Source organism: Streptomyces corallincola, from assembly GCF_019104725.1.
GTDB classification, from domain to species: domain Bacteria; phylum Actinomycetota; class Actinomycetes; order Streptomycetales; family Streptomycetaceae; genus Streptomyces; species Streptomyces corallincola.
Genome location: NZ_JAHRXF010000009.1, coordinates 20530 through 41466, shown reverse-complemented (window position 1 = coordinate 41466; position 20937 = coordinate 20530). Strand labels below are relative to the sequence as shown.

19 protein-coding genes are annotated in these 20937 nt (G+C 72.5%); 1 reads left to right on the top strand and 18 read right to left on the bottom strand.

Annotation, left to right across the window (positions count from 1 at the left end; genetic code table 11):
• Position 1: 1 nt before the first annotated feature.
• The 18 genes from KUM39_RS08920 to pgsA all read right to left on the bottom strand — a co-directional run bounded on the left by KUM39_RS08920 (position 2) and on the right by pgsA (position 18368).
• A complete protein-coding gene (locus KUM39_RS08920) occupies positions 2–1144 on the bottom strand; it encodes a caspase, EACC1-associated type (RefSeq protein WP_217784905.1) in 1143 nt (380 codons plus the stop codon).
• Positions 1125–1502 carry an effector-associated constant component EACC1 gene (locus KUM39_RS28550; RefSeq protein WP_217784904.1) on the bottom strand — a complete coding sequence of 126 codons (378 nt, stop codon included), beginning with the start codon at positions 1500–1502 and terminating at the stop codon, positions 1125–1127. Before KUM39_RS28550 ends, KUM39_RS08920 begins: the two co-directional genes overlap by 20 nt.
• Entirely contained in the window at positions 1499–2881 is a 1383-nt protein-coding gene (locus KUM39_RS08910) for a serine/threonine-protein kinase (RefSeq protein WP_217784903.1), read from the bottom strand. The genes KUM39_RS28550 and KUM39_RS08910 overlap by 4 nt, the downstream gene beginning before the upstream one ends.
• A 91-nt stretch (positions 2882–2972) precedes the next feature.
• Entirely contained in the window at positions 2973–5483 is a 2511-nt protein-coding gene (locus tag KUM39_RS08905; RefSeq protein ID WP_217784902.1) for a RelA/SpoT family protein, read from the bottom strand.
• A gap of 209 nt (positions 5484–5692) precedes the next feature.
• Complete coding sequence (locus KUM39_RS08900; RefSeq protein WP_217784901.1) at positions 5693–6232, bottom strand: adenine phosphoribosyltransferase; 540 nt, start codon at positions 6230–6232, stop codon at positions 5693–5695.
• The gene (secF, locus tag KUM39_RS08895) at positions 6229–7332 is read right to left on the bottom strand and encodes a protein translocase subunit SecF (RefSeq protein ID WP_217784900.1); all 1104 of its coding nucleotides are present in this window, start codon (positions 7330–7332) and stop codon (positions 6229–6231) included. The genes KUM39_RS08900 and secF overlap by 4 nt, the downstream gene beginning before the upstream one ends.
• A gap of 3 nt (positions 7333–7335) precedes the next feature.
• Positions 7336–9138 (bottom strand): protein translocase subunit SecD, encoded by a 1803-nt coding sequence (gene secD / locus KUM39_RS08890; RefSeq protein WP_217784899.1) that lies wholly within the window; start codon positions 9136–9138, stop codon positions 7336–7338.
• Between the two features lie 138 nt (positions 9139–9276).
• Complete coding sequence (yajC, locus tag KUM39_RS08885) at positions 9277–9807, bottom strand: preprotein translocase subunit YajC (protein WP_217784898.1); 531 nt, start codon at positions 9805–9807, stop codon at positions 9277–9279.
• A 186-nt stretch (positions 9808–9993) separates the two neighbouring features.
• Positions 9994–11094, bottom strand: a complete 1101-nt coding sequence (gene ruvB / locus KUM39_RS08880) for a Holliday junction branch migration DNA helicase RuvB (RefSeq protein WP_217784897.1) — start codon at positions 11092–11094, stop codon at positions 9994–9996.
• A 41-nt stretch (positions 11095–11135) separates the two neighbouring features.
• A complete protein-coding gene (gene ruvA, locus KUM39_RS08875; RefSeq protein ID WP_217784896.1) occupies positions 11136–11741 on the bottom strand; it encodes a Holliday junction branch migration protein RuvA in 606 nt (201 codons plus the stop codon).
• A complete protein-coding gene (ruvC, locus tag KUM39_RS08870; protein ID WP_217784895.1) occupies positions 11738–12277 on the bottom strand; it encodes a crossover junction endodeoxyribonuclease RuvC in 540 nt (179 codons plus the stop codon). Before ruvC ends, ruvA begins: the two co-directional genes overlap by 4 nt.
• Positions 12278–12482: 205 nt before the next feature.
• Positions 12483–13235, bottom strand: a complete 753-nt coding sequence (locus KUM39_RS08865; protein WP_217784894.1) for a YebC/PmpR family DNA-binding transcriptional regulator — start codon at positions 13233–13235, stop codon at positions 12483–12485.
• Between the two features lie 78 nt (positions 13236–13313).
• Positions 13314–13916: a pyridoxal 5'-phosphate synthase glutaminase subunit PdxT gene (gene pdxT / locus KUM39_RS08860; protein WP_217784893.1), complete on the bottom strand. Its 603-nt coding sequence runs from the start codon at positions 13914–13916 to the stop codon at positions 13314–13316.
• Positions 13917–13929: 13 nt separating this feature from the next.
• Positions 13930–14835, bottom strand: a complete 906-nt coding sequence (pdxS, locus tag KUM39_RS08855; protein ID WP_217784892.1) for a pyridoxal 5'-phosphate synthase lyase subunit PdxS — start codon at positions 14833–14835, stop codon at positions 13930–13932.
• Between the two features lie 204 nt (positions 14836–15039).
• Complete coding sequence (locus KUM39_RS08850) at positions 15040–15582, bottom strand: LemA family protein (protein ID WP_217784891.1); 543 nt, start codon at positions 15580–15582, stop codon at positions 15040–15042.
• Between the two features lie 64 nt (positions 15583–15646).
• Positions 15647–16807 carry a glycosyltransferase family 4 protein gene (locus tag KUM39_RS08845; protein ID WP_217784890.1) on the bottom strand — a complete coding sequence of 387 codons (1161 nt, stop codon included), beginning with the start codon at positions 16805–16807 and terminating at the stop codon, positions 15647–15649.
• The gene (locus KUM39_RS08840; protein WP_217784889.1) at positions 16804–17712 is read right to left on the bottom strand and encodes a phosphatidylinositol mannoside acyltransferase; all 909 of its coding nucleotides are present in this window, start codon (positions 17710–17712) and stop codon (positions 16804–16806) included. The genes KUM39_RS08845 and KUM39_RS08840 overlap by 4 nt, the downstream gene beginning before the upstream one ends.
• Positions 17709–18368 carry a phosphatidylinositol phosphate synthase gene (gene pgsA / locus KUM39_RS08835; RefSeq protein ID WP_217784888.1) on the bottom strand — a complete coding sequence of 220 codons (660 nt, stop codon included), beginning with the start codon at positions 18366–18368 and terminating at the stop codon, positions 17709–17711. Before pgsA ends, KUM39_RS08840 begins: the two co-directional genes overlap by 4 nt.
• Positions 18369–18639: 271 nt before the next feature.
• Here pgsA and KUM39_RS08830 point away from each other — a divergent pair, with 271 nt between their 5' ends.
• Entirely contained in the window at positions 18640–20838 is a 2199-nt protein-coding gene (locus tag KUM39_RS08830) for an elongation factor G-like protein EF-G2 (RefSeq protein WP_217784887.1), read from the top strand.
• Positions 20839–20937: the final 99 nt, after the last annotated feature.

The following is a 20937-nucleotide window of genomic DNA, read 5'->3' as shown; positions in this document are numbered from 1 at the left end:
GCTACGGCACGGTGTGCGTGCCCCGCTCCAAGGTGTCGAGGGCGTGCCGGAGCACCTCGCACGCCTGGCTGTGGTTCCCGGCGGACTGGAGGAGTTCCGCGAGCCTGCGGCACACGGTGAGCGCGTCGGGCCCGAACCGTTTGTGGGTGAGCTGGAAGGCGCTCTCCAGGACCTCGATGGCCTGCCGGTCCTGCCCCGACTCGGTGAGCAGTTCGGCCAGTTCGAGGTGGACGACGACGGTGTCCCCGTCCGTGTCCGCCGTACGGCTCTGCAGGATCATCCGCAGCACGGGCAGCGCGTCGCGGCTGCGGCCGACCGATCTCAACAGGCGGCTCAGCCGCAGCCCGGAGGAGATCATCGCCGCCTCCACCTCGGCGTCGATCACGGGTCCGGCGAGGGCACCGCGCGGGGCGCGGGCGCGGTTGCGGACCAGGGAGAGGCGGCCCACGTCGTTCTCCTGGCTGCGCTGCGGCCGGGGCCGGTTCCGGGAGCCGAGCCGGGAGTCCAGTACCCGGTAGAGGGTCTCCAGGTCCAGGGTCTCGGGGGCCTCGGGGACGCCGTGCCGGAGGACGTTCAGCAGCTCGCCGGTGAACGCGGTGTGCCGCTCGCCCTCCGGGGCCAGGGCCAGGTGGTCCTTGGGAGAGGCGGTGAGGACGTACGCGCCCTGGATTCCGGCCTGGGCGGCGAGTCCGTCGGGTCCGGCGAGGGTCAGGGCGGCACGGCCGCTGAAGCAGCAGTCCAGGACGACGATCTTGCGGCGGGCCGCGGAGGCGTGGATCGCGGTGCGCAGGTGCCGGTACTCGACGGCGGTGTATCCGGCGGCCTCCCGCGACCCGGTGAGGGCGAGGTACAGGTCGGCGGACTCGGAGTCCCGCAGCCCGTGCCCGCAGTAGTAGACGACCAGGGTGTCGGTGGCGTGCTCGCCCGCCGTGTAGACGGGGTCGAGGAGGGCCGCCGGGTTGTCGGGGTCGGTGACGGTGAAGGTGTGGGCGCGCGGCAGCCCCCACACGGTGGCGTCCTGGAGGACCGTGGCCAGGTCGGCGAGGTTGGCCTCGACGGCGGGGAGCTGGGCCAGGTGGACATAGCCGGAGGTGCCGATGAGGACGGCGGCCGAGGCCGAGGGGTCAGGGAGTTCCGCCGTCACCGGGGCGCTCCTCGTCCGCGAGCAGTTCGGCCAGGGTGCGCAGGGCCTCCGGGTCGGCGCCGGTCACCTCGATCTCCACCGGTCCCCGGCGCAGCGTCACCTTCGGGGCGGCCCGCCGGTGGGCGCGCCACTGGTCCACGGCGAGGGCGAGCTGACCGGCCGACAGCCCGCCGCTGACCACGAGGGAGATGATGTCGAGGTACGTGCCCAGACTGCCGGGGCGGGCGGGCGCGGACCCGGCGAGTCTGCCCCGCACCCGCGGGCCGGTCTCCTCGTCGGCCGTCAGCCACCGCAGCAGGGAGCGGAGTTCGGCCTCCGGGTCGGCGGCACCGGGCACCCGGATCTCGATGGACGTCACGGCAGCTCGCTCTCGTGCGCGGTGAGGGCGGCGGCCACAGCCTCGGTGACCTCCGCGAACTTGGCCACGGCCGCGCCCTGGGCACCGAGCCGGGCGAGGCAGACACCCTGCCAGTAGTGGCAGGTCAGGGTGGTGGGATGGGTGGGCCCGAACGACGTGCGGCAGACGTCGGCCACCATGCCGAGGAGTTCCACCGCCTCGTCCAGCGAGCCGCGCAGCAGCAGGCTCACGGCCTCCCGCTGCCGGGCGTCGGCGACCTCCGGCGAGATGCCGCGCCGGATGTGGCTCAGGGTGCCGCTGCTCAGGGCGAGTTCGGTCTCGGGCAGCGGCGGGGGGTCGAGCACGCGCAGGAGGAGGGTGGCCGGGTCCGGCGCGAAGACCTCGGTCACCCGCCTCTCCCCCGGCTCCGCGTCGCCCTCGGCCGGCGGCGCCGGGTCCCGCACGATCCGTACGACTCCCGTCTCCCCCACGGCCGCGACGGCGGGCGGTGCGGTGTCGGGGCCGAAGTCGCGCACCGCGCGGTCGCGGAGCTCGCCGGTGACGGCCTCCGCGACGAGTCGGGCGGCGTTCGCGGGCATGTCGAGCAGGTCCCGCACCTCGGAGCTGGAGGGCCGGTCCCGCGGGTCCTTGGCCAGCAGCCGGTCCACCAGCACCACGAGGTCGGCCGGGACACCGGGCACGTCCCGCAGGGTGGGCGCCGGGTCGTGGACGATCCGGTAGATGATCGACATGGTCGAGTCGCCGTCGAAGGCGCGCCTGCCGGTGAGCATCTCGTACATGCAGGCGCCGACCGCGTACAGGTCGGAGTGCGGACCCACCCGGTTTCCGGCCAGGGACTCGGGTGCGAGATAGAGCGGGGTGCCGATCACCACGCCGGGGGCGGTCAGGCTGGTCTGGGTGGTGTCCAGCAGGTGCGCGATCCCGAAGTCCTGGAGGACGACCCGGCCCTCGCGGGTGAGGTGGACGTTGCTCGGCTTCACGTCCCGGTGCAGCATGCCCACGTTGTGCACGGCGCCCAGTCCCGCGCACATGCCGAACGCGACCGCGCGCACCAGGCCGGGCGGCAGGGCTCCGCGTACGGACATGAGCCGGGCGAGGTCCACGCCCTCCAGCAGTTCCATCACCAGATACGGGACGTCCTCGTGGAGGGCCACGTCGTGCACGACGACCGCGTTGGGGTGGCTGATCCGGGCCAGCGCGCGGGCCTCCCGCAGGAACCGGTCGGCGAACTCCGACCCGGCCGGGCCCCTGGCCAGCACCTTCACCGCCACCCGGCGGTCGAGCACCCGGTCCCGTGCCTCGTAGACCTGCCCCATGCCACCGGAGCCGAGCCGGCCCTGCACCTCGTAACGGTCGCCGATCAACCGTGGATCGGCCATGTGACCCCCCGTGCGCCGATCCCCCGATCATCCCGCCCGGACCGGTGGAGCGGCAACCGGTTCGGGCGAAGAGCGGGCGGAACGGGCGGGGCTACCGCTGCCGGGCCGAGGTGACGCGGTACACGTCGTACACGCCCTCCACGCCCCGGACCGCCTTCAGGACGTGCCCGAGGTGCTTGGGGTCGCCCATCTCGAAGGTGAAGCGGGAGGTGGCGACCCGGTCGCGGGAGGTCTGCACGGCCGCCGAGAGGATGTTGACGTGCTGGTCGGACAGGACGCGGGTGACGTCGGAGAGCAGCCGGGAGCGGTCCAGCGCCTCGACCTGGATGGCGACCAGGAAGACGGAGGACTGGGTGGGCGCCCACTCGACGTCGAGGATGCGCTCGGGCTCGCGGGACAGCGACTCCACGTTGACGCAGTCGCTGCGGTGCACCGAGACCCCGCTGCCCCGGGTGACGAATCCGATGATCGGATCGCCGGGCACGGGGGTGCAGCAGCGGGCCAGTTTGACCCACACGTCGTCCACGCCCTTGACCACCACACCGGGGTCCGAGTTGGAGCGGCGCTTGCGGCTGCGGGTGCGGGCGGGCGGGACCGACTCGTCGATCTCCTCGGAGGCCGCCTCCTCGCCGCCGAGCGCCTGGACGAGCTTCTGCACGATGTTCTGCGCGGAGACGTGGCCCTCGCCGATCGCCGCGTACAGCGCGGAGATGTCGGAGTAGCGCATCTCGTGCGCGAGCGTGACCAGCGAGTCGCCGGTGAGGATGCGCTGGATCGGCAGGTTCTGCTTGCGCATGGCGCGGACGATGGCGTCCTTGCCCTGCTCGATCGCCTCGTCCCGGCGCTCCTTGGAGAACCAGGCGCGGATCTTGTTGCGGGCGCGGGGCGACTTGACGAAGCCGAGCCAGTCGCGGGACGGCCCGGCACCGGGCGCCTTGGAGGTGAAGACCTCCACCAGGTCGCCGTTGTCCAGGGTCGATTCCAGCGGTACGAGACGGCCGTTGACCCGTGCTCCTATGGTCCGGTGGCCGACCTCGGTGTGCACGGCGTACGCGAAGTCCACCGGGGTCGCCCCGGCCGGGAGCGCGATGACGTCGCCCTTGGGCGTGAAGACGAAGACCTCGTTGCGGGAGAGGTCGAAGCGCAGCGACTCCAGGAACTCGCCGGGGTCCTCGGTCTCCTTCTGCCAGTCCAGCAGCTGCCGCAGCCACGCCATGTCGTTGATGGCGTCCTTGTCCTTGCCGGACGCCTTGGGCACGTCGGTGCGGACCTTGGAGGCACCGGCGACGGCCTCCTGCTTGTACTTCCAGTGCGCGGCGATGCCGTACTCGGCGCGGCGGTGCATGTCGAAGGTGCGGATCTGCAGCTCGACGGGCTTGCCGTTGGGACCGATCACCGTGGTGTGCAGCGACTGGTACATGTTGAACTTGGGCATCGCGATGTAGTCCTTGAACCGGCCGGGGACCGGGTTCCATCGCGCGTGCACGGTACCGAGGGCGGCGTAGCAGTCGCGGACCGTCTCCACGAGGACGCGGATGCCGACCAGATCGTAGATCTCCGCGAAGTCGCGGCCCCGGACGATCATCTTCTGGTAGACGCTGTAGTAGTGCTTGGGGCGGCCGGTGACGGTGGCCTTGATGCGGGCCGCGCGCAGGTCCGACTGCACCTCGTCGGTCACTACGGCCAGATAGTCGTCCCGCTTGGGGGCGCGCTCCGCGACCAGGCGGACGATCTCGTCGTACATCTTGGGGTAGAGGATGGCGAAGGCCAGGTCCTCCAGTTCCCACTTGATGGTGTTCATGCCCAGGCGGTGGGCGAGCGGCGCGTAGATCTCCAGGGTCTCGCGCGCCTTCTTCTCCTGCTTCTCACGCTTGAGGTAGCGCATGGTGCGCATGTTGTGCAGGCGGTCCGCGAGCTTGATCACCAGGACGCGGGGGTCCTTGGCCATCGCCACGACCATCTTGCGCACGGTCTCGGCCTGCGCGGCCTCGCCGAACTTGACCTTGTCCAGCTTGGTGACGCCGTCCACGAGCAGGGCGACCACATCGCCGAAGTCGCGGCGCAGGTCCTCCAGGCCGTACTCGGTGTCCTCGACGGTGTCGTGCAGCAGCCCGGCCATCAGCGTGGCCGGGTCCATGCCCAGCTCCGCGAGGATGGTGGTGACGGCGAGCGGGTGCGTGATGTACGGGTCACCGCTCTTGCGCTTCTGCCCCCGGTGCCAGCGCTCCGCGACCTGGTACGCGCGCTCGATCTGGCGGAGCGTGCCGCTCTCGACCTTGGGGTCGTTGCCGCGCACGATCCGCAGCAGCGGCTCCAGCACCGGGTTGTACGGGTTGGCGCGCTGCACGCCGAGCCGGGCGAGACGGGCGCGGACGCGGTTGGAGGACCCGGCGCGCGCCCCCTGGCCCGCGGCGGCGCGCACCGGGGCGGCCGGTTTGGGCCGGGCCTCCTCGGCCGCCTTCTCCACGGGCGCGGACTGGGCGTGCTCGACCGCCCCGCGGGTGTCGTTCTTGGCCATCGACACGTTCGGCGCGGGCTTGTCCGCGGGCGCCGAGGCGGGCTCGGGCTTGGCGGCGGTCAGTGGCTGGGCCTCGTCTGGCAAGAGGACTCCTCGTGCACGATCCGGGTCCCCCGATCAGGCTCCGGAGACCCTATGGTAGCGATCCTGCACCCGGACCTCGCCTTCGGCCGGGTGTGAGGGCCGTCTACCCCCGGAACACCGGATTCCGCTCCCTGATTCCGGTATACGGCGACGGCCGCCCCCTCGGTACCGAGGGGGCGGCCGTCGCCGTGTGCGTGATGCCGGTGCGGTCAGACCCGCAGCAGCGCCTCCAGGGGCGCGGTGCCGAGCGCGGGCTCCAGCCGGGCCCGGCCGCCGAGGAAGCCCAGCTCCATCAGCACGGCCAGCGCGGACACCCGGGCGCCCGCCCGCTCGATGAGCTGGATCGCGGCCTCGGCGGTGCCGCCGGTGGCGAGGACGTCGTCCACGATGAGGACACGGTCGCCGGAGGACAGGTCCTCGGCGTGCACCTCGATCTCCGCCGACCCGTACTCCAGGTCGTAGGACTGGCTGAGCGTGGCGCCGGGGAGCTTGCCCGCCTTGCGGACCGGGATGAAGCCGAGGCCCGCGCGGAGCGCGACCGGGGCGCCCAGGATGAACCCGCGCGCCTCCAGGCCGACGACCTTGGTCGCGCCGGTGGCGGTGGCGACCTGGGCCAGGGCGTCGGTCAGCGCGGCGAACGCCGCCGGGTCGGCCAGCAGCGGGGTGATGTCCTTGAACATCACGCCCGGCTCCGGGTAGTCCGCGACGTCGCGGATACGGCTGAGCAGCAGTTCCTGGATGCCGGTCATCGGCGCTTCCCCGAGGGTCGGCCGCGGCCCCGGTTGCGGGACGCGGGCTGGTCGCGGGGTCCGACCACGGCGGCGGGTACGTCGTCGTGGTCGTCGGACTCCGGACGCGTGCGGGGCGTGTCCTCACCGGCGGCGGCCTGGGCGCGCTTGGCCCGGACCCGCTTGGCGAGGGCCTTCATCTGCGGCTCGGCCTCCTTGAGGTCGGCGACGAGCGGCGTGGCGATGAAGATCGAGGAGTACGCACCGGCGGCGAGGCCGACGAACAGCGACAGCGAGATGTCGTTGAGCGTGCCCGCGCCGAGCAGACCGCCGCCGATGAACAGCAGACCGGCGACCGGGAGCAGCGCGACCACCGTGGTGTTGATCGAGCGGACCAGGGTGCCGTTGATCGACTGGTTGGCGATGTCGCTGTAGGTGAAGCGGGTCTGCTTGGTGATGTCCTTGGTCTGCTCCTTGAGGCTGTCGAAGACGACGACCGTGTCGTAGAGCGAGTAACCGAGGATGGTCAGCAGACCGATCACCGTACCGGGCGTGACCTCGAAGCCGACGAGGGCGTAGATGCCGGTGGTGATGGTGATGTCGTGGATCAGCGCGACCAGGGCCGCGACGGCCATGCGCCACTCGAAGGCGATGGCCAGGTAGATCACCACGAGGACCATGAAGATCGCCAGGCCCTCCCAGGCCTTGTTGGCGATCTCGTCACCCCAGCTGGGGCCGACGAGGTCGGCGGCGATGGACTCGGGGTCGAGCTTCATGTCCTTGGCCAGCTCGACCTTGGTCGCGTCCGACTTGGTGGTGTCCATACCGGCGATCTGGATGCGCAGACCGCCGGAGCCGAGCTTCTGCACGACCGCTTCGTGGCCCGCCGCGTCCTGCGCGAACTTCTCCGCCTGGCTCACCGAGACGCTGGTCTTCGGGGTGGTGAAGACCGCGCCGCCCTGGAAGTCGATGCCCATGTTCAGGCCGCGCACCGCCAGGCCGACGATGGCCGTGATGGTGATCAGGATGGAGACGCCGTACCAGAGCTTGCGCCTGCCGACGAAGTCGTAGCTGATCTCGCCGCGGTGGAGCCGGGCGCCGAGGTTGCCGAGTTTCGACATCGCTCACGCTTCCTTCGGGTCAACGGGGCCGGCGGGACCGGCGGGACGGCGGGTACGGCGCAGCGGCGGCTTGGCGCCCAGGCCCTTCGGGTCGAGCCCCGACCACTTGTGACCGTCCGCGAAGAACCTGCGCCGGGCGAGGACCGTCATGAGCGGCTTGGTGAAGAGGAAGACGACGACCACGTCGAGCACCGTGGTGAGACCCAGGGTGAACGCGAAGCCCTGCACCTTGCCGACGGTCACGATGAACAGCACGGCGGCGGCCAGGAACGACACGAAGTCGGAGACCAGGATGGTGCGCCGGGCGCGCGGCCAGGCCCGCTCGACGGCCGGACGCAGGGTGCGGCCCTCGCGGATCTCGTCCCGGATGCGCTCGAAGAACACGATGAACGAGTCGGCCGTGATGCCGATGGCGACGATGGCGCCGCAGACGGCCGGCAGGTTCAGCGCGAAGTGGATGGCGGGGCCGAGCAGCGCCATGATCACGTAGGTGAGGATCGCGGAGACCAGCAGCGAGGGGATCGCCACGATCGACAGGCCCCGGTAGAAGACCAGCAGGTAGATGACGACCAGCGCGAGGCCGATCGCGCCCGCGATCAGACCGGCGTGCAGCTGCTCACCGCCGAGCGCGGCGGTGACCGTGGTCATGCTCTGCACCTTGAAGGAGAGCGGGAGCGCGCCGTACGACAGCACGTTGGCGAGGCTCTGCGCCTCCTGCTGGCTGAAGCTGCCGGAGATCTGCGCCTGGCCGCCGGTGATGGCCTGGCTGACGAACGGGCTGGAGACGACCTCGCCGTCCAGGACGATGCCGAACTCGTTCTGCGGCTGCTGGTTCTGCGCCAGCTTGCCGGTGACGTCGGCGAACTTCTTGGCACCGGCGGAGGTGAAGTTCATCTGCACCTGCCAGCCGCCGGCACCCTGGGTGTCGATGGCGGCCTGGGCGTTCTTCACGTCGGTGCCGTCCACGGCGGCCGGGCCGAGCAGGTACTTGTACCAGACGCCGGAGATCTTGCCGCAGGCCACGCTGGGGTCGCCGGGCTTGGAGCCGGTGTCGGCCTTGGCGCGCTGGGCGTCGTCGGAGCAGTCCAGGGCGGTGTACTGCGCCTGGAGCTTCTGGTCGGCGGCGGACCCGGTCGCGGGAGGCGTGGGCGTGCCCGACGCGGGGGCCTTCGGGGTGCCGGAGGCGGGGGCGGTCGGGGTGCCGGACGGTGTGGCGTCGGCCTTCAGCGCGTCGGTGACGGCGCGGCCCTGCGAGGTGGCGGAGTCCGTGGGCGTCGGGGAACCGGAGGGCGAGGTGGCCTTCTGACCGGCGGTGGCGCTGCCCGACGGGGTCGGGGTGGAGCCGGACGTGCCGCTCGACGAGGGCGAGGTGCTCGGCGTCGGCTGCGCGGCCTTCCCCGTGGGCTCGCTGGCCAGCACCGGGCGGAAGTACAGCTTGGCGGTGGTGCCGACCTGCTGGCGCGCCTCTTCGGAGTTGGTGCCCTTGGGGATGTTGACGACGATGTTGCTGGTGCCCTGGGTCTGGACCTCGGCCTCGGACACACCCAGACCGTTGACACGGCGGTTCATGATCTCGACCGCGGTGTCCATGTTGGTCTTGTTGATCGCGTTGGGCTGACCCGGCTCGTTCTGCGCCTGGAGGGTGATGCTCGTACCACCGGCCAGGTCGATGCCGAGCCGCGGGGTGGTGTGCCCGGAGGCGAACATTCCCCCGGTGAGCGCCACGATGGCGATCAGGATGAGGGCCAGCGAGCGCCCTGGCTTGCTCTGGGCGCTCGCGCTCCGGCCCCTCTTAGGTGCTGCCACCTTCTCGTACTCCCTCTCGGGCCGCGCCGCGCGTGTGGCGCCGGCGGCCATGACATGGTGTCGGGTTCCCGTGCGGAAACGGACGAGCCCGGAGCGCGGGCGGCGCGGCCGGGCCGCGCCGCGCGCTCCGGGACGTGACTACTTCGTCCCGGCGTCGCCGTCGGTCTTCTTCGGCGCGGCGGCCGTGCCGTCCGTCGTGTCCTCGGCGGTGGCGGGCGTCACGGTGTCCTGGACGTCCGTCACGGGCTCGGCGGGCTCGGCGTCCTTCTTGCCGAGGTCCACGGCCGGTTCGGCGGCGTCGGCGGCGGGAGCGGCGGGCTTCCCGTCCTCGGTGAGGGAGGAGGCGTCGTCGGGGACGACGTCGGCGTCGGACTTCAGGTCGTGCTCGATGCCGTGCACGATGCGGTTGTACTCGTCGTCGGTGAGGACGGCGGCGATCGCGTTCTTGGCGAAGAGGAGCTCGACACCCGGCCCGGCATCGACGAGGACGGTGTCCTCGCTGACTTCCTTGACCGTGGCGTACATGCCGCCGATCGTGCGCACGCCGGAGCCCGGCTGCATGTCGTTCCGCATAGAGGCGGCCTGCTGCTGCTTCCGCTTGGCCGAGCGCGTCATCAGGAACATGGCCGCGATGAGCACGATGAAGGGAAGAAGGGTCAAGATGTTCACGGGACGGGGTTTCCTTCGCGCGACCGCGCGCTGAGCGGCCTTGGGATGGGGGCTTGGTCGGCACCGCCCGCGGGGGCGGCATCGGCGGAGTCTAAGCGAGTCCGCGCGCATGGAACAACGCTCAGCATGACACCTGGGTTCCTGACCCCGCCAATGTCCGCCCCCACGGGCACCCCCGCGAGGGCGTCACGCCCCGAACAGGTCCTGTTGTCCGTTTCCGGACCGACCGGCGCCGGGCGCGGGGGGCGGGGTGAGGCCGAGGTGGTCCCACGCGGCGGGGGTGGCGACCCGGCCGCGCGGGGTGCGGGCGAGCAGTCCCTCGCGGACCAGGAACGGTTCGGCGACCTCCTCGACCGTCTCCCGCTCCTCCCCCACCGCGACGGCCAGGGTGGACAGGCCCACCGGTCCGCCGCCGAAGAGTTTCAGCAGGGCCGTGAGGACGGCGCGGTCGAGCCGGTCGAGGCCGCGGGCGTCCACCTCGTACACGGCGAGCGCGGCGGCGGCGACGTCACGGGTGATCAGGCCGTCGGCCCTGATCTGCGCGTAGTCCCGGACCCGGCGCAGCAGCCGGTTGGCGATACGGGGCGTACCTCGCGAGCGGCCCGCGATCTCGGCGGCGCCGTCGCCCTCGATCTCCACGTCGAGGAGCTGGGCGGAGCGGTGGACCACGCGCTCCAGCTCGGCGGGCTCGTAGAACTCCATGTGCGCGGTGAAGCCGAACCGGTCGCGCAGCGGGGGCGGCAGCAGACCGGCGCGGGTGGTGGCGCCGACCAGGGTGAACGGCGGGAGTTCCAGCGGGATGGCGGTGGCACCGGGGCCCTTGCCGACGATCACATCGACGCGGAAGTCCTCCATCGCCATGTACAGCATCTCCTCGGCGGGCCGGGACATGCGGTGGATCTCGTCGAGGAACAGCACCTCGCCCTCCTGGAGGGAGGAGAGGATCGCGGCGAGGTCACCGGCGTGCTGGATGGCGGGCCCCGAGGTGATGCGGATGGGGGCGCCCATCTCGGCCGCGATGATCATGGAGAGGGTGGTCTTGCCGAGGCCGGGGGCGCCGGAGAGCAGGACGTGGTCGGCGGTGGCGCCCCGCGCGCGGGCGGCGCGGAGTACCAGGTCGAGCTGGGCGCGGACCTTCTCCTGCCCGATGAACTCGCCGAGGTCCTTGGGGCGCAGGGCGGCTTCGACGGCCTGGTCCTCGCGGTCGGCGCCGGAGCCGACCAGCCGGTCCGCCTCGGGGGCGGCGAGCCCCTCCTCGGCGGTGTCGGTCGTGTCGTCCCAGTTCACTGCGGGTCTCTCCTAGCGGGGGCGCGGTCGGCGGAGCGCGGTCAGCGGGCGCGGTTCAGGGTCTGCAGGGCGGCCTTGAGGAGCTGTCCGACCTGCGGGGTGGCGTCGGCCGCCTCGGCCTGCGGGGTGACGGCGGTGACGGCCTCGTCGGCCTCGCGGGGGGCGTAGCCGAGGCCGATCAGGGCCGCGTGCAGCTGGTCCCGCCAGCCCTGGGCGGCGGGGGCGAGAGCGGTGGGGGCGCCGGTGGGCGCGCCGAGCCGGTCCTTCAGCTCCAGCAGCAGTTTCTGCGCGCCCTTCTTGCCGATGCCCGGGACGGCGGTGAGCGCCTTCTCGTCGGCGCCCGCGACGGCGCGGCGCAGTGCGTCGGGGCGGTGCACGGCGAGCATGGCCTGGGCGAGCCGGGGGCCGACCCCGCTGGCGGTCTGGAGCAGTTCGAAGGTCTGGCGTTCGTCGTCGTCGGCGAAGCCGTAGAGCGTGAGGGAGTCCTCGCGGACGACCAGGGAGGTGGCGAGCCGGGCCTGCTGCCCCGCGCGCAGCTTCGACAGGGTGTCCGGGGTGCACTGCACGGCGATGCCGATGCCGCCCACCTCGACCACGGCGGAGTCGGGGGCGAGGGCGGCGACGGGGCCGCTGACGAACGCGATCATGCCGTACGGCCTTTCGTTGCGGGAGCGGTGTGCCGGGCGACGGCCTGCTGGAGCCGGTTCTGCGCGGGGGCACGCCAGATGTGGCAGATGGCGAGGGCGAGGGCGTCGGCCGCGTCGGCGGGCTTGGGCGGGGCACCGAGCCGGAGCAGGCGGGTCACCATCGCGCCGACCTGCGCCTTGTCGGCCCGGCCGCTGCCGGTGACGGCGGCCTTGACCTCGCTGGGCGTGTGCAGCGCGACCGGGATGCCGCGCCGGGCCGCGCACAGCATGGCGACGGCGCTGGCCTGGGCGGTGCCCATCACGGTGCGGACGTTGTGCTGGCTGAACACCCGTTCCACGGCGACGAACTCGGGCCGGTGCTGGTCCAGCCAGCTCTCGATGCCCTGCTCCACGGCGAGCAGCCGGTGACTGAGTTCGGCGTCCGGCGGGGTGCGCACCACACCGACGCCGATCATGGTCAGCGGCCGTCCCGCGACCCCCTCGACCACGCCGACGCCGCATCGCGTCAGGCCGGGGTCCACCCCCAGTACCCGCACCGGCCGCCCTCCCTGTTCGCCTCGGTGCGCCGCCCGCACCGCCCGCTCGTCTGTTCGCGCAGGCTATCGGGTGCCACCGACAACGTGTCCCACCGACGCCCGGCAACGCCGCGGGCCGACGGGAGGCGTCCCGTCGGCCCGGTGGAGGCGGTGCGGTGGAGGCGGTGCGGCAGAGGGTGGCGCGGCCTGTCGTGCGGACGCGTGGTTACGCGTCCACCTTCTCCATGACCTCGTCGCTGACGTCGAAGTTGGCGAAGACGTTCTGCACGTCGTCGCTGTCCTCCAGGGCGTCGATCAGCTTGAAGATCTTCCGGGCGCCGTCCTCGTCCAGCTCGATCTGCATCGTGGGGACGAAGTTGGAGTCGGCGGAGTCGTAGTCGATGCCCGCCTCCTGGAGCGCGGTGCGGACCGCGACGAGGTCGGTGGCCTCGCTCAGCACCTCGTAGGACTCACCGAGGTCGTTGACCTCCTCGGCACCGGCGTCCAGGACCGCGCCGAGCACGTCGTCCTCGGCTAGCTCGCCCTTGGGGACGATGATGACGCCCTTGCGGTGGAAGAGGTACGACACCGAGCCGGGGTCGGCCATCGAGCCGCCGTTGCGGGTCATGGCGACGCGGACCTCGGAGGCGGCGCGGTTGCGGTTGTCGGTGAGGCACTCGATGAGCACGGCGACCCCGTTGGGGCCGTAGCCCTCGTACATGATCGTCTCGTAGTCGGCGCCGCCGGCCTCAAGGCCGCCGCCGCGCTTGACGGCCGAGTCGATGTTCTTGTTGGGCACCGACTGCTTCTTGGCCTTCTGCACGGCGTCGTACAGCGTCGGGTTGCCCTCGATGTCCACGCCGCCCATGCGCGCCGCGACCTCGATGTTCTTGATCAGCTTCGCGAAAAGCTTGCCGCGCTTGGCATCGATGACGGCCTTCTTGTGCTTCGTCGTAGCCCATTTAGAGTGGCCGGACATCTGCCTGTCTCCTTCGCGTAACCGGTCCTGAACTGGTGGCACCGGGCCGGAACGGCCGGTGCACCCGTGCAGATCCTACTAGGACCGGGCCCCCGCGTTCGCGCGGACCATGTCGGTGAACAGGGAGTGCACGCGGTGGTCCCCGGTGAGTTCGGGGTGGAAGGAGGTGGCGAGGGCGTTGCCCTGGCGGACGGCGACGATGTGGCCGTCGTGCTCGGCCAGCACCTCGGCCCGCGCGCCGACGGACTCCACCCAGGGGGCGCGGATGAAGACGCCCTCCACCGGGTCGCCGGGGACGCCCCGGACGGCCACGGCCGCCTCGAAGGACTCGTTCTGCCGCCCGAAGGCGTTGCGGCGGACGATCATGTCGATGCCGCCGACCGTCTCCTGCCCGGAGCGCGGGTCGAGGATCTTGTCGGCGAGCAGGATCATCCCGGCGCAGGTGCCGTAGACGGGCAGGCCGTCCCGGACACGGGCGCGCAGCGGGTCCATCAGGCCGAACAGGACGGCCAGTTTGGAGATGGTGGTGGACTCGCCGCCGGGCAGCACCAGGCCGTCCACCTCGGCGAGTTCCTCGGGGCGCCGCACCGGCCTGGCCACGGCGTCCGCCGCGGCCAGGGCGATGAGGTGCTCCCGTACGTCGCCCTGGAGCGCCAGGACACCGATGACGGGGGTGTTCATGCTGATCGGTGTCCTACCAGCCGCGGTTGGCGTAGCGCTCGGTCTCGGGCAGGGTGTCGCAGTTGATGCCGACCATCGCCTCGCCGAGGTTCCGGGACGCCTCCGCGATGATCTTCGGGTCGTCGTAGAAGGTGGTCGCCTTCACGATGGCGGCGGCGCGCTTGGCCGGGTCGCCGGACTTGAAGATGCCGGAGCCGACGAAGACGCCCTCGGCACCGAGCTGGCGCATCAGGGCGGCGTCGGCGGGGGTGGCGACACCTCCGGCGGAGAAGAGGACCACCGGGAGCTTGCCCAGCTCGGCGACCTCCTTGACCAGCTCGTAGGGGGCGCGCAGTTCCTTGGCGGCGGCGTACAGCTCGTTGTTGTCGCAGCCGCGAAGCTTGGCGATCTCGCCCTTGATCTGGCGCAGGTGACGTACGGCCTCCACGACGTTGCCGGTACCGGCCTCGCCCTTGGAGCGGATCATCGCGGCGCCCTCCGCGATCCGGCGCAGCGCCTCACCGAGGTTGGTGGCACCGCAGACGAAGGGGGTGGTGAACGCCCACTTGTCGGAGTGGTTGACCTCGTCGGCCGGGGTGAGGACCTCGGACTCGTCGATGTAGTCCACGCCGAGCGACTGAAGTACCTGGGCCTCGACGAAGTGGCCGATGCGGGACTTGGCCATGACGGGGATCGAGACGGCCCCGATGATGCCGTCGATCATGTCGGGGTCGGACATCCGGGCCACCCCGCCGTCCTTGCGGATGTCGGCCGGGACCCGCTCCAGCGCCATGACGGCGACGGCGCCCGCGTCCTCGGCGATCTTCGCCTGCTCCGGGGTGACGACGTCCATGATGACGCCGCCCTTGAGCTGCTCGGCCATGCCGCGCTTCACACGGGCGGTGCCGGTCTCGGGAGCCTGGTTGTCGGTGGTGGACACGGGTGACCTCGCTGACGGGGAGAGGGGTTTCTGCACCGGAGAGGAAACGCGAGTGGACCAGGCCACGGCAAGGGCCAATGGTGAGCGGGTGGATCCTTTTCACTTTTCGGGCACCGGACGCGCAGGTCACGGCCTTTCGGCGGCGACCGACGGCCCGCCTCCGACCGGCACCGTGCGCCCCCGGCCGCCCGCTCAGGCCGCCGCTCAGGCCGCCCGTTCCACCAGCGCCGCGGGCGGCTCGTCGTCCATCTCGAAGGCCAGCGGGAACGGGGCGTGTCCGGCCAGCCGGAACCAGCGCACCTTGCGGTGCTCGCGCAGCCTGCGGGCGGCGCCGACCGCGTCGTTGAGGAAGCGGCGGGCCATCGGCACCCTGCGCACCGCCTCGGCCAGTTCACGGGCGGCCTCCTCGCCGCCGGGCGCCACCCGGACGCCCTCCACCTGCCGGGTGTCCTCGAACACCGCGCGCAGGGCCTGGCTCAGCTCGCTCTCGGCCACCTCCCGGTGCTCCTCCTCGGACTGCCGGGCGGCGTGCGCGGCCTCGTACAGCACGATGGAGGCGGCCGGGTCGAGCACCCCGGAGGTGGCCAGTTCCTGGGCGACCGAGGCCCGTCGCAGCAACTGCGCGTCGAGGGCGGCGCGGGCCGCGTCCATCCGCGTGTGCAGCCGGTCCAGGCGCCCGGCCGTCCAGCTCAGGTAGACACCGACGGCGAGGAGGGCGAGCACGATCCAGATCAGGGTGGAGGTCACGCCGGAAGGCTATCGGTGCGGGGGCGCGCGGCCCGCACGCCCGCACGCCGGGGCCCGCGGGGGCTCAGTCCCGGGCCAGCCCCAGCCGTGCCCGCAGCCCCGTCCGCTCGTCGGTGGCGACGGCCGTCGTCCCGGCGGTGACCGTCTCGTACACCGACAGGATGTCCGCGCCGACCGTGGACCAGTCGAAGCGCCGTACGTGCAGCGCGCCCCGCTCGCGCAGTCCGGCCCGCCGCTCCGGGTCCCCGAGGAGCCGTACGGCGGCCTCGGCGAGCGCGTCGGCGTCCTCGTTGGCGAACAGCTCACCGGCCGCCCCCTGGTCCAGCACCTGGGCGAAGGCGTCCAGGTCGGAGGCGAGGACGGGGGCGCCCGCCGACATGGCCTCGACCAGGATGATGCCGAAGCTCTCGCCACCGGTGTTGGGCGCCACGTACAGGTCCACGCTGCGCAGGAGGCGGGCCTTGTCCTCGTCGGTGACCATGCCGAGGAACTCCACGCGGGAGCGCAGTCCGGCGGGCAGCCCGGCGACGGCCGCCTCCTCGTCGCCGCGCCCCGCGACCAGCAGCCGGGCGCCGGGCCGGGCGGCGAGGATCGTCGGCAGCGCCCGCATCAGCACCGGCAGCCCCTTGCGGGGTTCGTCGATGCGGCCGATGAAGCCGATGGTCCCGCCCTGCCACGCGGGGTTCGGCTCGGCGTCCGCGAAGAAGTCCACGTCCACCCCGTTGGGGATCACCACCGCGTCCCCGCCCAGGTGCTCGACCAGGGTGCGCCGGGCGTACTCGCTGACCGCGATCCGGGCGCTGATCTTCTCCAGCGCGGCCTGGAGGATGGCGTACGCGGCGATCATGGCGCGGGAGCGCGGGTTGGAGGTGTGGAAGGTGGCCACGATGGGACCCTGCGCCGCCCAGCAGGTGAGCAGGCCGAGGGAGGGCGAGGTCGGCTCGTGGATGTGGACCACGTCGAAGGCGCCGTCGTGCAGCCAGCGCCGTACCCGCGCGGCCGACAGGAAGCCGAAGTTCAGCCGGGCCACCGACCCGTTGTACGGCACCGGCACCGCGCGCCCGGCCGAGACCACGTAGGGCGGCAGCGGGGTGTCGTCGTCGGCCGGGGCGAGCACGGAGACCTCGTGGCCGAGCCGGATGAAGTAGGCGGCGAGGTCGCGGATGTGGAACTGGACGCCTCCGGGGACGTCCCAGGAGTACGGGCAGACGATCCCGATTCTCACGCGGGTCCCTTCGCGGGGTCGAGGTCGGCGAGCCACAGCCGCTGGAGCATGTGCCAGTCCTGCGGGTGCTCCGCGATGCCCCCGGCGAAGGCGTCGGCCAGCGCCTGCGTCATCACCGAGGTCCGCGCCCGGCGGTCGCCCTCGGCGGGCACCTCCACCGGCGGGTGCACGCGGCCCTTCATCACCGGGGAGTCGTCGTACCAGAGGGTGACGGGGAGCAGCAGGGCGCCGGTCTGCTGGGCGAGCAGCGCGGGACCGGCGGGCATCCGGGCACGTTCGCCGAAGAAGTCCACCTCGACACCGGAGGCGGACAGGTCCCGGTCCGCGACCAGGCAGACCAGGCCGCCGTCGCGGAGCCTGCGGGCGAGGGTGCCGAACGCGGAGCCGCCGCTGTGCGGGAGCACCTCCATGCCGAGGCTCTCCCGGTAGGCGACGAACCGGTCGTACAGCGTCTCGGGCCTCAGGCGTTCCGCGACCGTGGTGAACGGGGTGTCCAGCGCGGTGGTGACCCAGGCACCGGCGAGGTCCCAGTTGGCCAGGTGGGGCAGGGCGAGGATCACGCCCCGGCCGGAGGCGAGGCCGTCGGTGAGGTGGTGGACGTCCTTGGGGTCGAACGCGGTGCGCACCCGCTCGGGGCGGTAGGCGGGCAGCCGGAAGGACTCCATCCAGTACCGCAGGTAGGAGCGCATGCCCGCACGGGACAGCTCGGCCAGCCGCTCGGGGGTGGCTCCGGGCACCACGCGGGCGTAGTTGGCCTCCAGCCGGAGGACGCCCTTGCCGCGCCGCTTCCAGGCGAGGTCGGCGATGGTGCGGCCGAGCCGCGCGGCGGCGGGCTCGGGGAGGTTCCTGACGGTGCTCCAGCCGAGTCCGTACAGCGTGTCGGTGAGCCGGTCGGCGGCGCTCACCGGACGGCCCCGCCGCCGGACGCGGCGGCCTCCGCCTCGGCGGACTCGCGGCGCACGGTGACGACCCGCTGGACCAGGGTGACCAGGCTGCCCGCGGCGACGATCCACAGGGCGACGGGCAGCAGCCACTGGATGCCGGGCACGCCGAACGCGTGCAGGCCCGCGAGTCCGGCGGCGACCAGGGAGATGACCAGCCGCTCGGCGCGTTCGACCAGGCCGTTGACGGCGACCGGCAGCCCGATCGACTCGCCGCGCGCCTTGGTGTACGACACCACCTGTCCGCTGGCCAGGCAGAAGATCGACACCGCGCACAGCACGTTGTCGTCGCCGTTGCCCGCGTACCAGAGCGCGAGCCCGCCGAAGATCGCGCCGTCGGCGACCCGGTCCAGGGTGGAGTCGAGGAAGGCGCCCCAGCGGCTGGACCGGCCGAGCTGGCGGGCCATGTTGCCGTCCACCAGGTCGGAGAAGACGAACAGCGTGATCACGACCGTGCCCCAGAAGAACTCGCCCCTGGGGTAGAAGACCAGCGCGCCCGCGACCACCCCGGCGGTGCCGATGAGGGTGACCGTGTCGGGGCTGACGCCCCGCCGGATCAGAAACGCGGCGAACGGCGTGAGGACACGCGTGAAGAATGCACGCGCGTACTTGTTCAGCATGGCCTTCCCGACGGTCGGTGTCGCCGCGGCCCCTGGTGGCCGTCGGCTGGCCCATCGTAGTCACGCGGGTGCGCGCGCGGCGGGCGGGCACCGGCCGTCGTGCGCCGACCGGTGCCCGGCGCCCCCGTGCGGCCCGCTGTCCGTCGTATGGACGGGTCACGCGGGGAGTGGAAAGCTCGAAGGACCGCGGGCGCAGCGAGGAGCCGCCGCAGTACGCGGCCACGCGCGTCCCGCGCCCTCGGTGACCTCACCGTGCACGGGAGGCAGGATCATGGGCGAGAAGACGCACGCACATCCCGGAGCCGCCGGCAGGGCTTTGACGGCCGACCACCCCGCGTCCGTACGGAACGTGGTGCTGGTCGGTCACTGCGGATCGGGCAAGACGACACTGGTGGAGGCCCTCGCGCAGACGGCGGGGGCGGTGAACCGGCCGGGCCGCGTCGAGGACGGCGGCACGGTCTCGGACTACGACGACATGGAGCACCGCCGACAGCGGTCGGTACAGCTCTCGCTGGTCCCGGTGGAGTGGGACGGCATCAAGATCAATCTGCTGGACACCCCCGGATACGCCGATTTCGTCGGGGAGTTGAGGGCCGGTCTGCGGGCGGCGGACGCGGCCCTCTTCGTCGTCTCGGCCGCCGACGGCGTGGACGGCGCGACCCGGATGGTGTGGGAGGAGTGCCAGGCCGTCTCCATGCCGAGGGCGATCGTCGTCACGCACCTGGAGTCGGCGCGGGCCGGTTTCGAGGAGACGGTCCGCGGCTGCGCGGAGGCGTTCGGCGCCGAGGACCCGGACGCGGTGCTCCCGCTGTACCTGCCGCTGCGCGGCCCGGCGGGCGCCGACGGGCACGCCCCGGTGACGGGCCTGGTCGGCCTGCTCACCCAGAAGCTGTTCGACTACGCCTCCGGCACCCGCACCGCGTCCGAGCCGGACGCCGGACGGCTGCCCGGCCTCGCCGCGGCCCGCGACCGGCTGATTGAGGGCATCATCGCGGAGAGCGAGGACGAGACCCTGATGGACCGCTACCTCGGCGGCGGGTCCATCGACGTGGAGACGCTGATCGAGGACCTGGAACGGGCCGTGGCCCGCGGCACGTTCTTCCCGGTGCTGGCCGCCGCCCCGGCCGCCGAGGACGCCCGGCAGGGCCTCGGCACGGTGGAACTGCTGGAGCTGATCACCCGCGGTTTCCCCACGCCGTACGAGCATCCGCTGCCCGGCGTGACGGGGCTGGACGGGCGGCGGCGCGAGGTGAAGGGCTGCGACACCGGGGGCCCGCTGGTCGCGGAGGTCGTCAAGACCTCCTCCGACCCCTATGTGGGCCGTCTCTCCCTGGTCCGGGTGTTCTCCGGGACGCTGCTGCCCGACGCCACCGTGCACGTCTCCGGGCACGGCATGACCGACCGGGGTCACGAGGACCACGACGTGGACGAGCGGCTCGGCGCGCTGTCCATGTCCTTCGGCAAGCAGCAGCGCCCGGTGACGCACGCGGTCGCCGGTGATCTGGTGTGCGTGGCGAAGCTGGGCCGCGCCGAGACCGGGGACACCCTGTCCGCGAAGGACGACCCGCTGCTGATGGAGCCCTGGCGGATGCCGGACCCGCTGCTGCCGCTGGCGATCCGGGCGCACAGCAAGGCCGACGAGGACAGGCTCTCCCAGGGGCTGTCCCGGCTGGTCGCGGAAGATCCGACGATGCGCCTGGAGCAGAACCCGGACACCCGGCAGATCGTCCTGTGGTGCCTGGGCGAGGCGCACGCGGACGTCGCCCTGGACCGGCTGCGTACCCGGTACGGGGTGCAGGTGGACGTGGTGCCGCACCGGGTGTCGCTGCGGGAGACGTTCGCGGGGCGGGCCGCCGGGCGCGGACGGCATGTGAAGCAGTCCGGCGGGCACGGGCAGTACGCCATCTGCGAGATCGAGGTGGAGCCGCTGCCGGTGGGCTCGGGCATCGAGTTCGTGGACAAGGTGGTCGGCGGTGCGGTACCGCGCCAGTTCATCCCCTCGGTGGAGAAGGGCGTACGCGCGCAGGCGGCGCGGGGCGTGGCCGCCGGGCACGCCCTGGTGGACGTGCGGATCACCCTGCTGGACGGCAAGGCGCACTCGGTGGACTCCTCCGACGCCGCGTTCCAGACGGCGGGCGCGCTGGCGCTGCGCGAGGCGGCGGCCGGGGCCCGCATTCATCTGCTGGAGCCGGTCGCGGAGGTCGGTGTCCTCGTCCCCGACGACTACGTCGGCCCGGTGATGAGCGACCTGTCCACCCGGCGCGGCCGGGTGCTCGGCACCGAACAGGTCGGCTCCGGCCGCACCCTGGTCCGCGCCGAGGTCCCGGAGTTCGAGATCGGCCGGTACGCCATCGACCTGCGCGCGCTGTCCCACGGCACCGCCCGCTTCAGCCGGGCGTACGCGCGCCACGAGCCGATGCCGCCGCAGATCGCGGAGCGGATCAGGGAGCAGATGAAGGAACCGGCCTGACCGGTCGTCCCTCCGGGGCGGGCGGCTTCGGCCGTCCGCCCCCGCGCCGCCGCCCGTGCGGATACGCTGATCTCTTGATCACGCCGGGCCCGGCGCGTT

Bases quoted from the DNA above. Each gene is read 5' to 3' on its own strand.
- KUM39_RS08910 (WP_217784903.1), bottom strand. From the start codon at position 2,881: ATGGCCGATCCACGGTTGATCGGCGACCGTTACGAGGTGCAGGGCCGG.
- KUM39_RS08865 (WP_217784894.1), bottom strand. From the start codon at position 13,235: ATGTCCGGCCACTCTAAATGGGCTACGACGAAGCACAAGAAGGCCGTC.
- KUM39_RS08830 (WP_217784887.1), top strand. From the start codon at position 18,640: ATGGGCGAGAAGACGCACGCACATCCCGGAGCCGCCGGCAGGGCTTTG.
- pgsA (WP_217784888.1), bottom strand. From the start codon at position 18,368: ATGCTGAACAAGTACGCGCGTGCATTCTTCACGCGTGTCCTCACGCCG.
- KUM39_RS08900 (WP_217784901.1), bottom strand. From the start codon at position 6,232: ATGACCGGCATCCAGGAACTGCTGCTCAGCCGTATCCGCGACGTCGCG.
- ruvA (WP_217784896.1), bottom strand. From the start codon at position 11,741: ATGATCGCGTTCGTCAGCGGCCCCGTCGCCGCCCTCGCCCCCGACTCC.
- secF (WP_217784900.1), bottom strand. From the start codon at position 7,332: ATGTCGAAACTCGGCAACCTCGGCGCCCGGCTCCACCGCGGCGAGATC.
- pdxT (WP_217784893.1), bottom strand. From the start codon at position 13,916: ATGAACACCCCCGTCATCGGTGTCCTGGCGCTCCAGGGCGACGTACGG.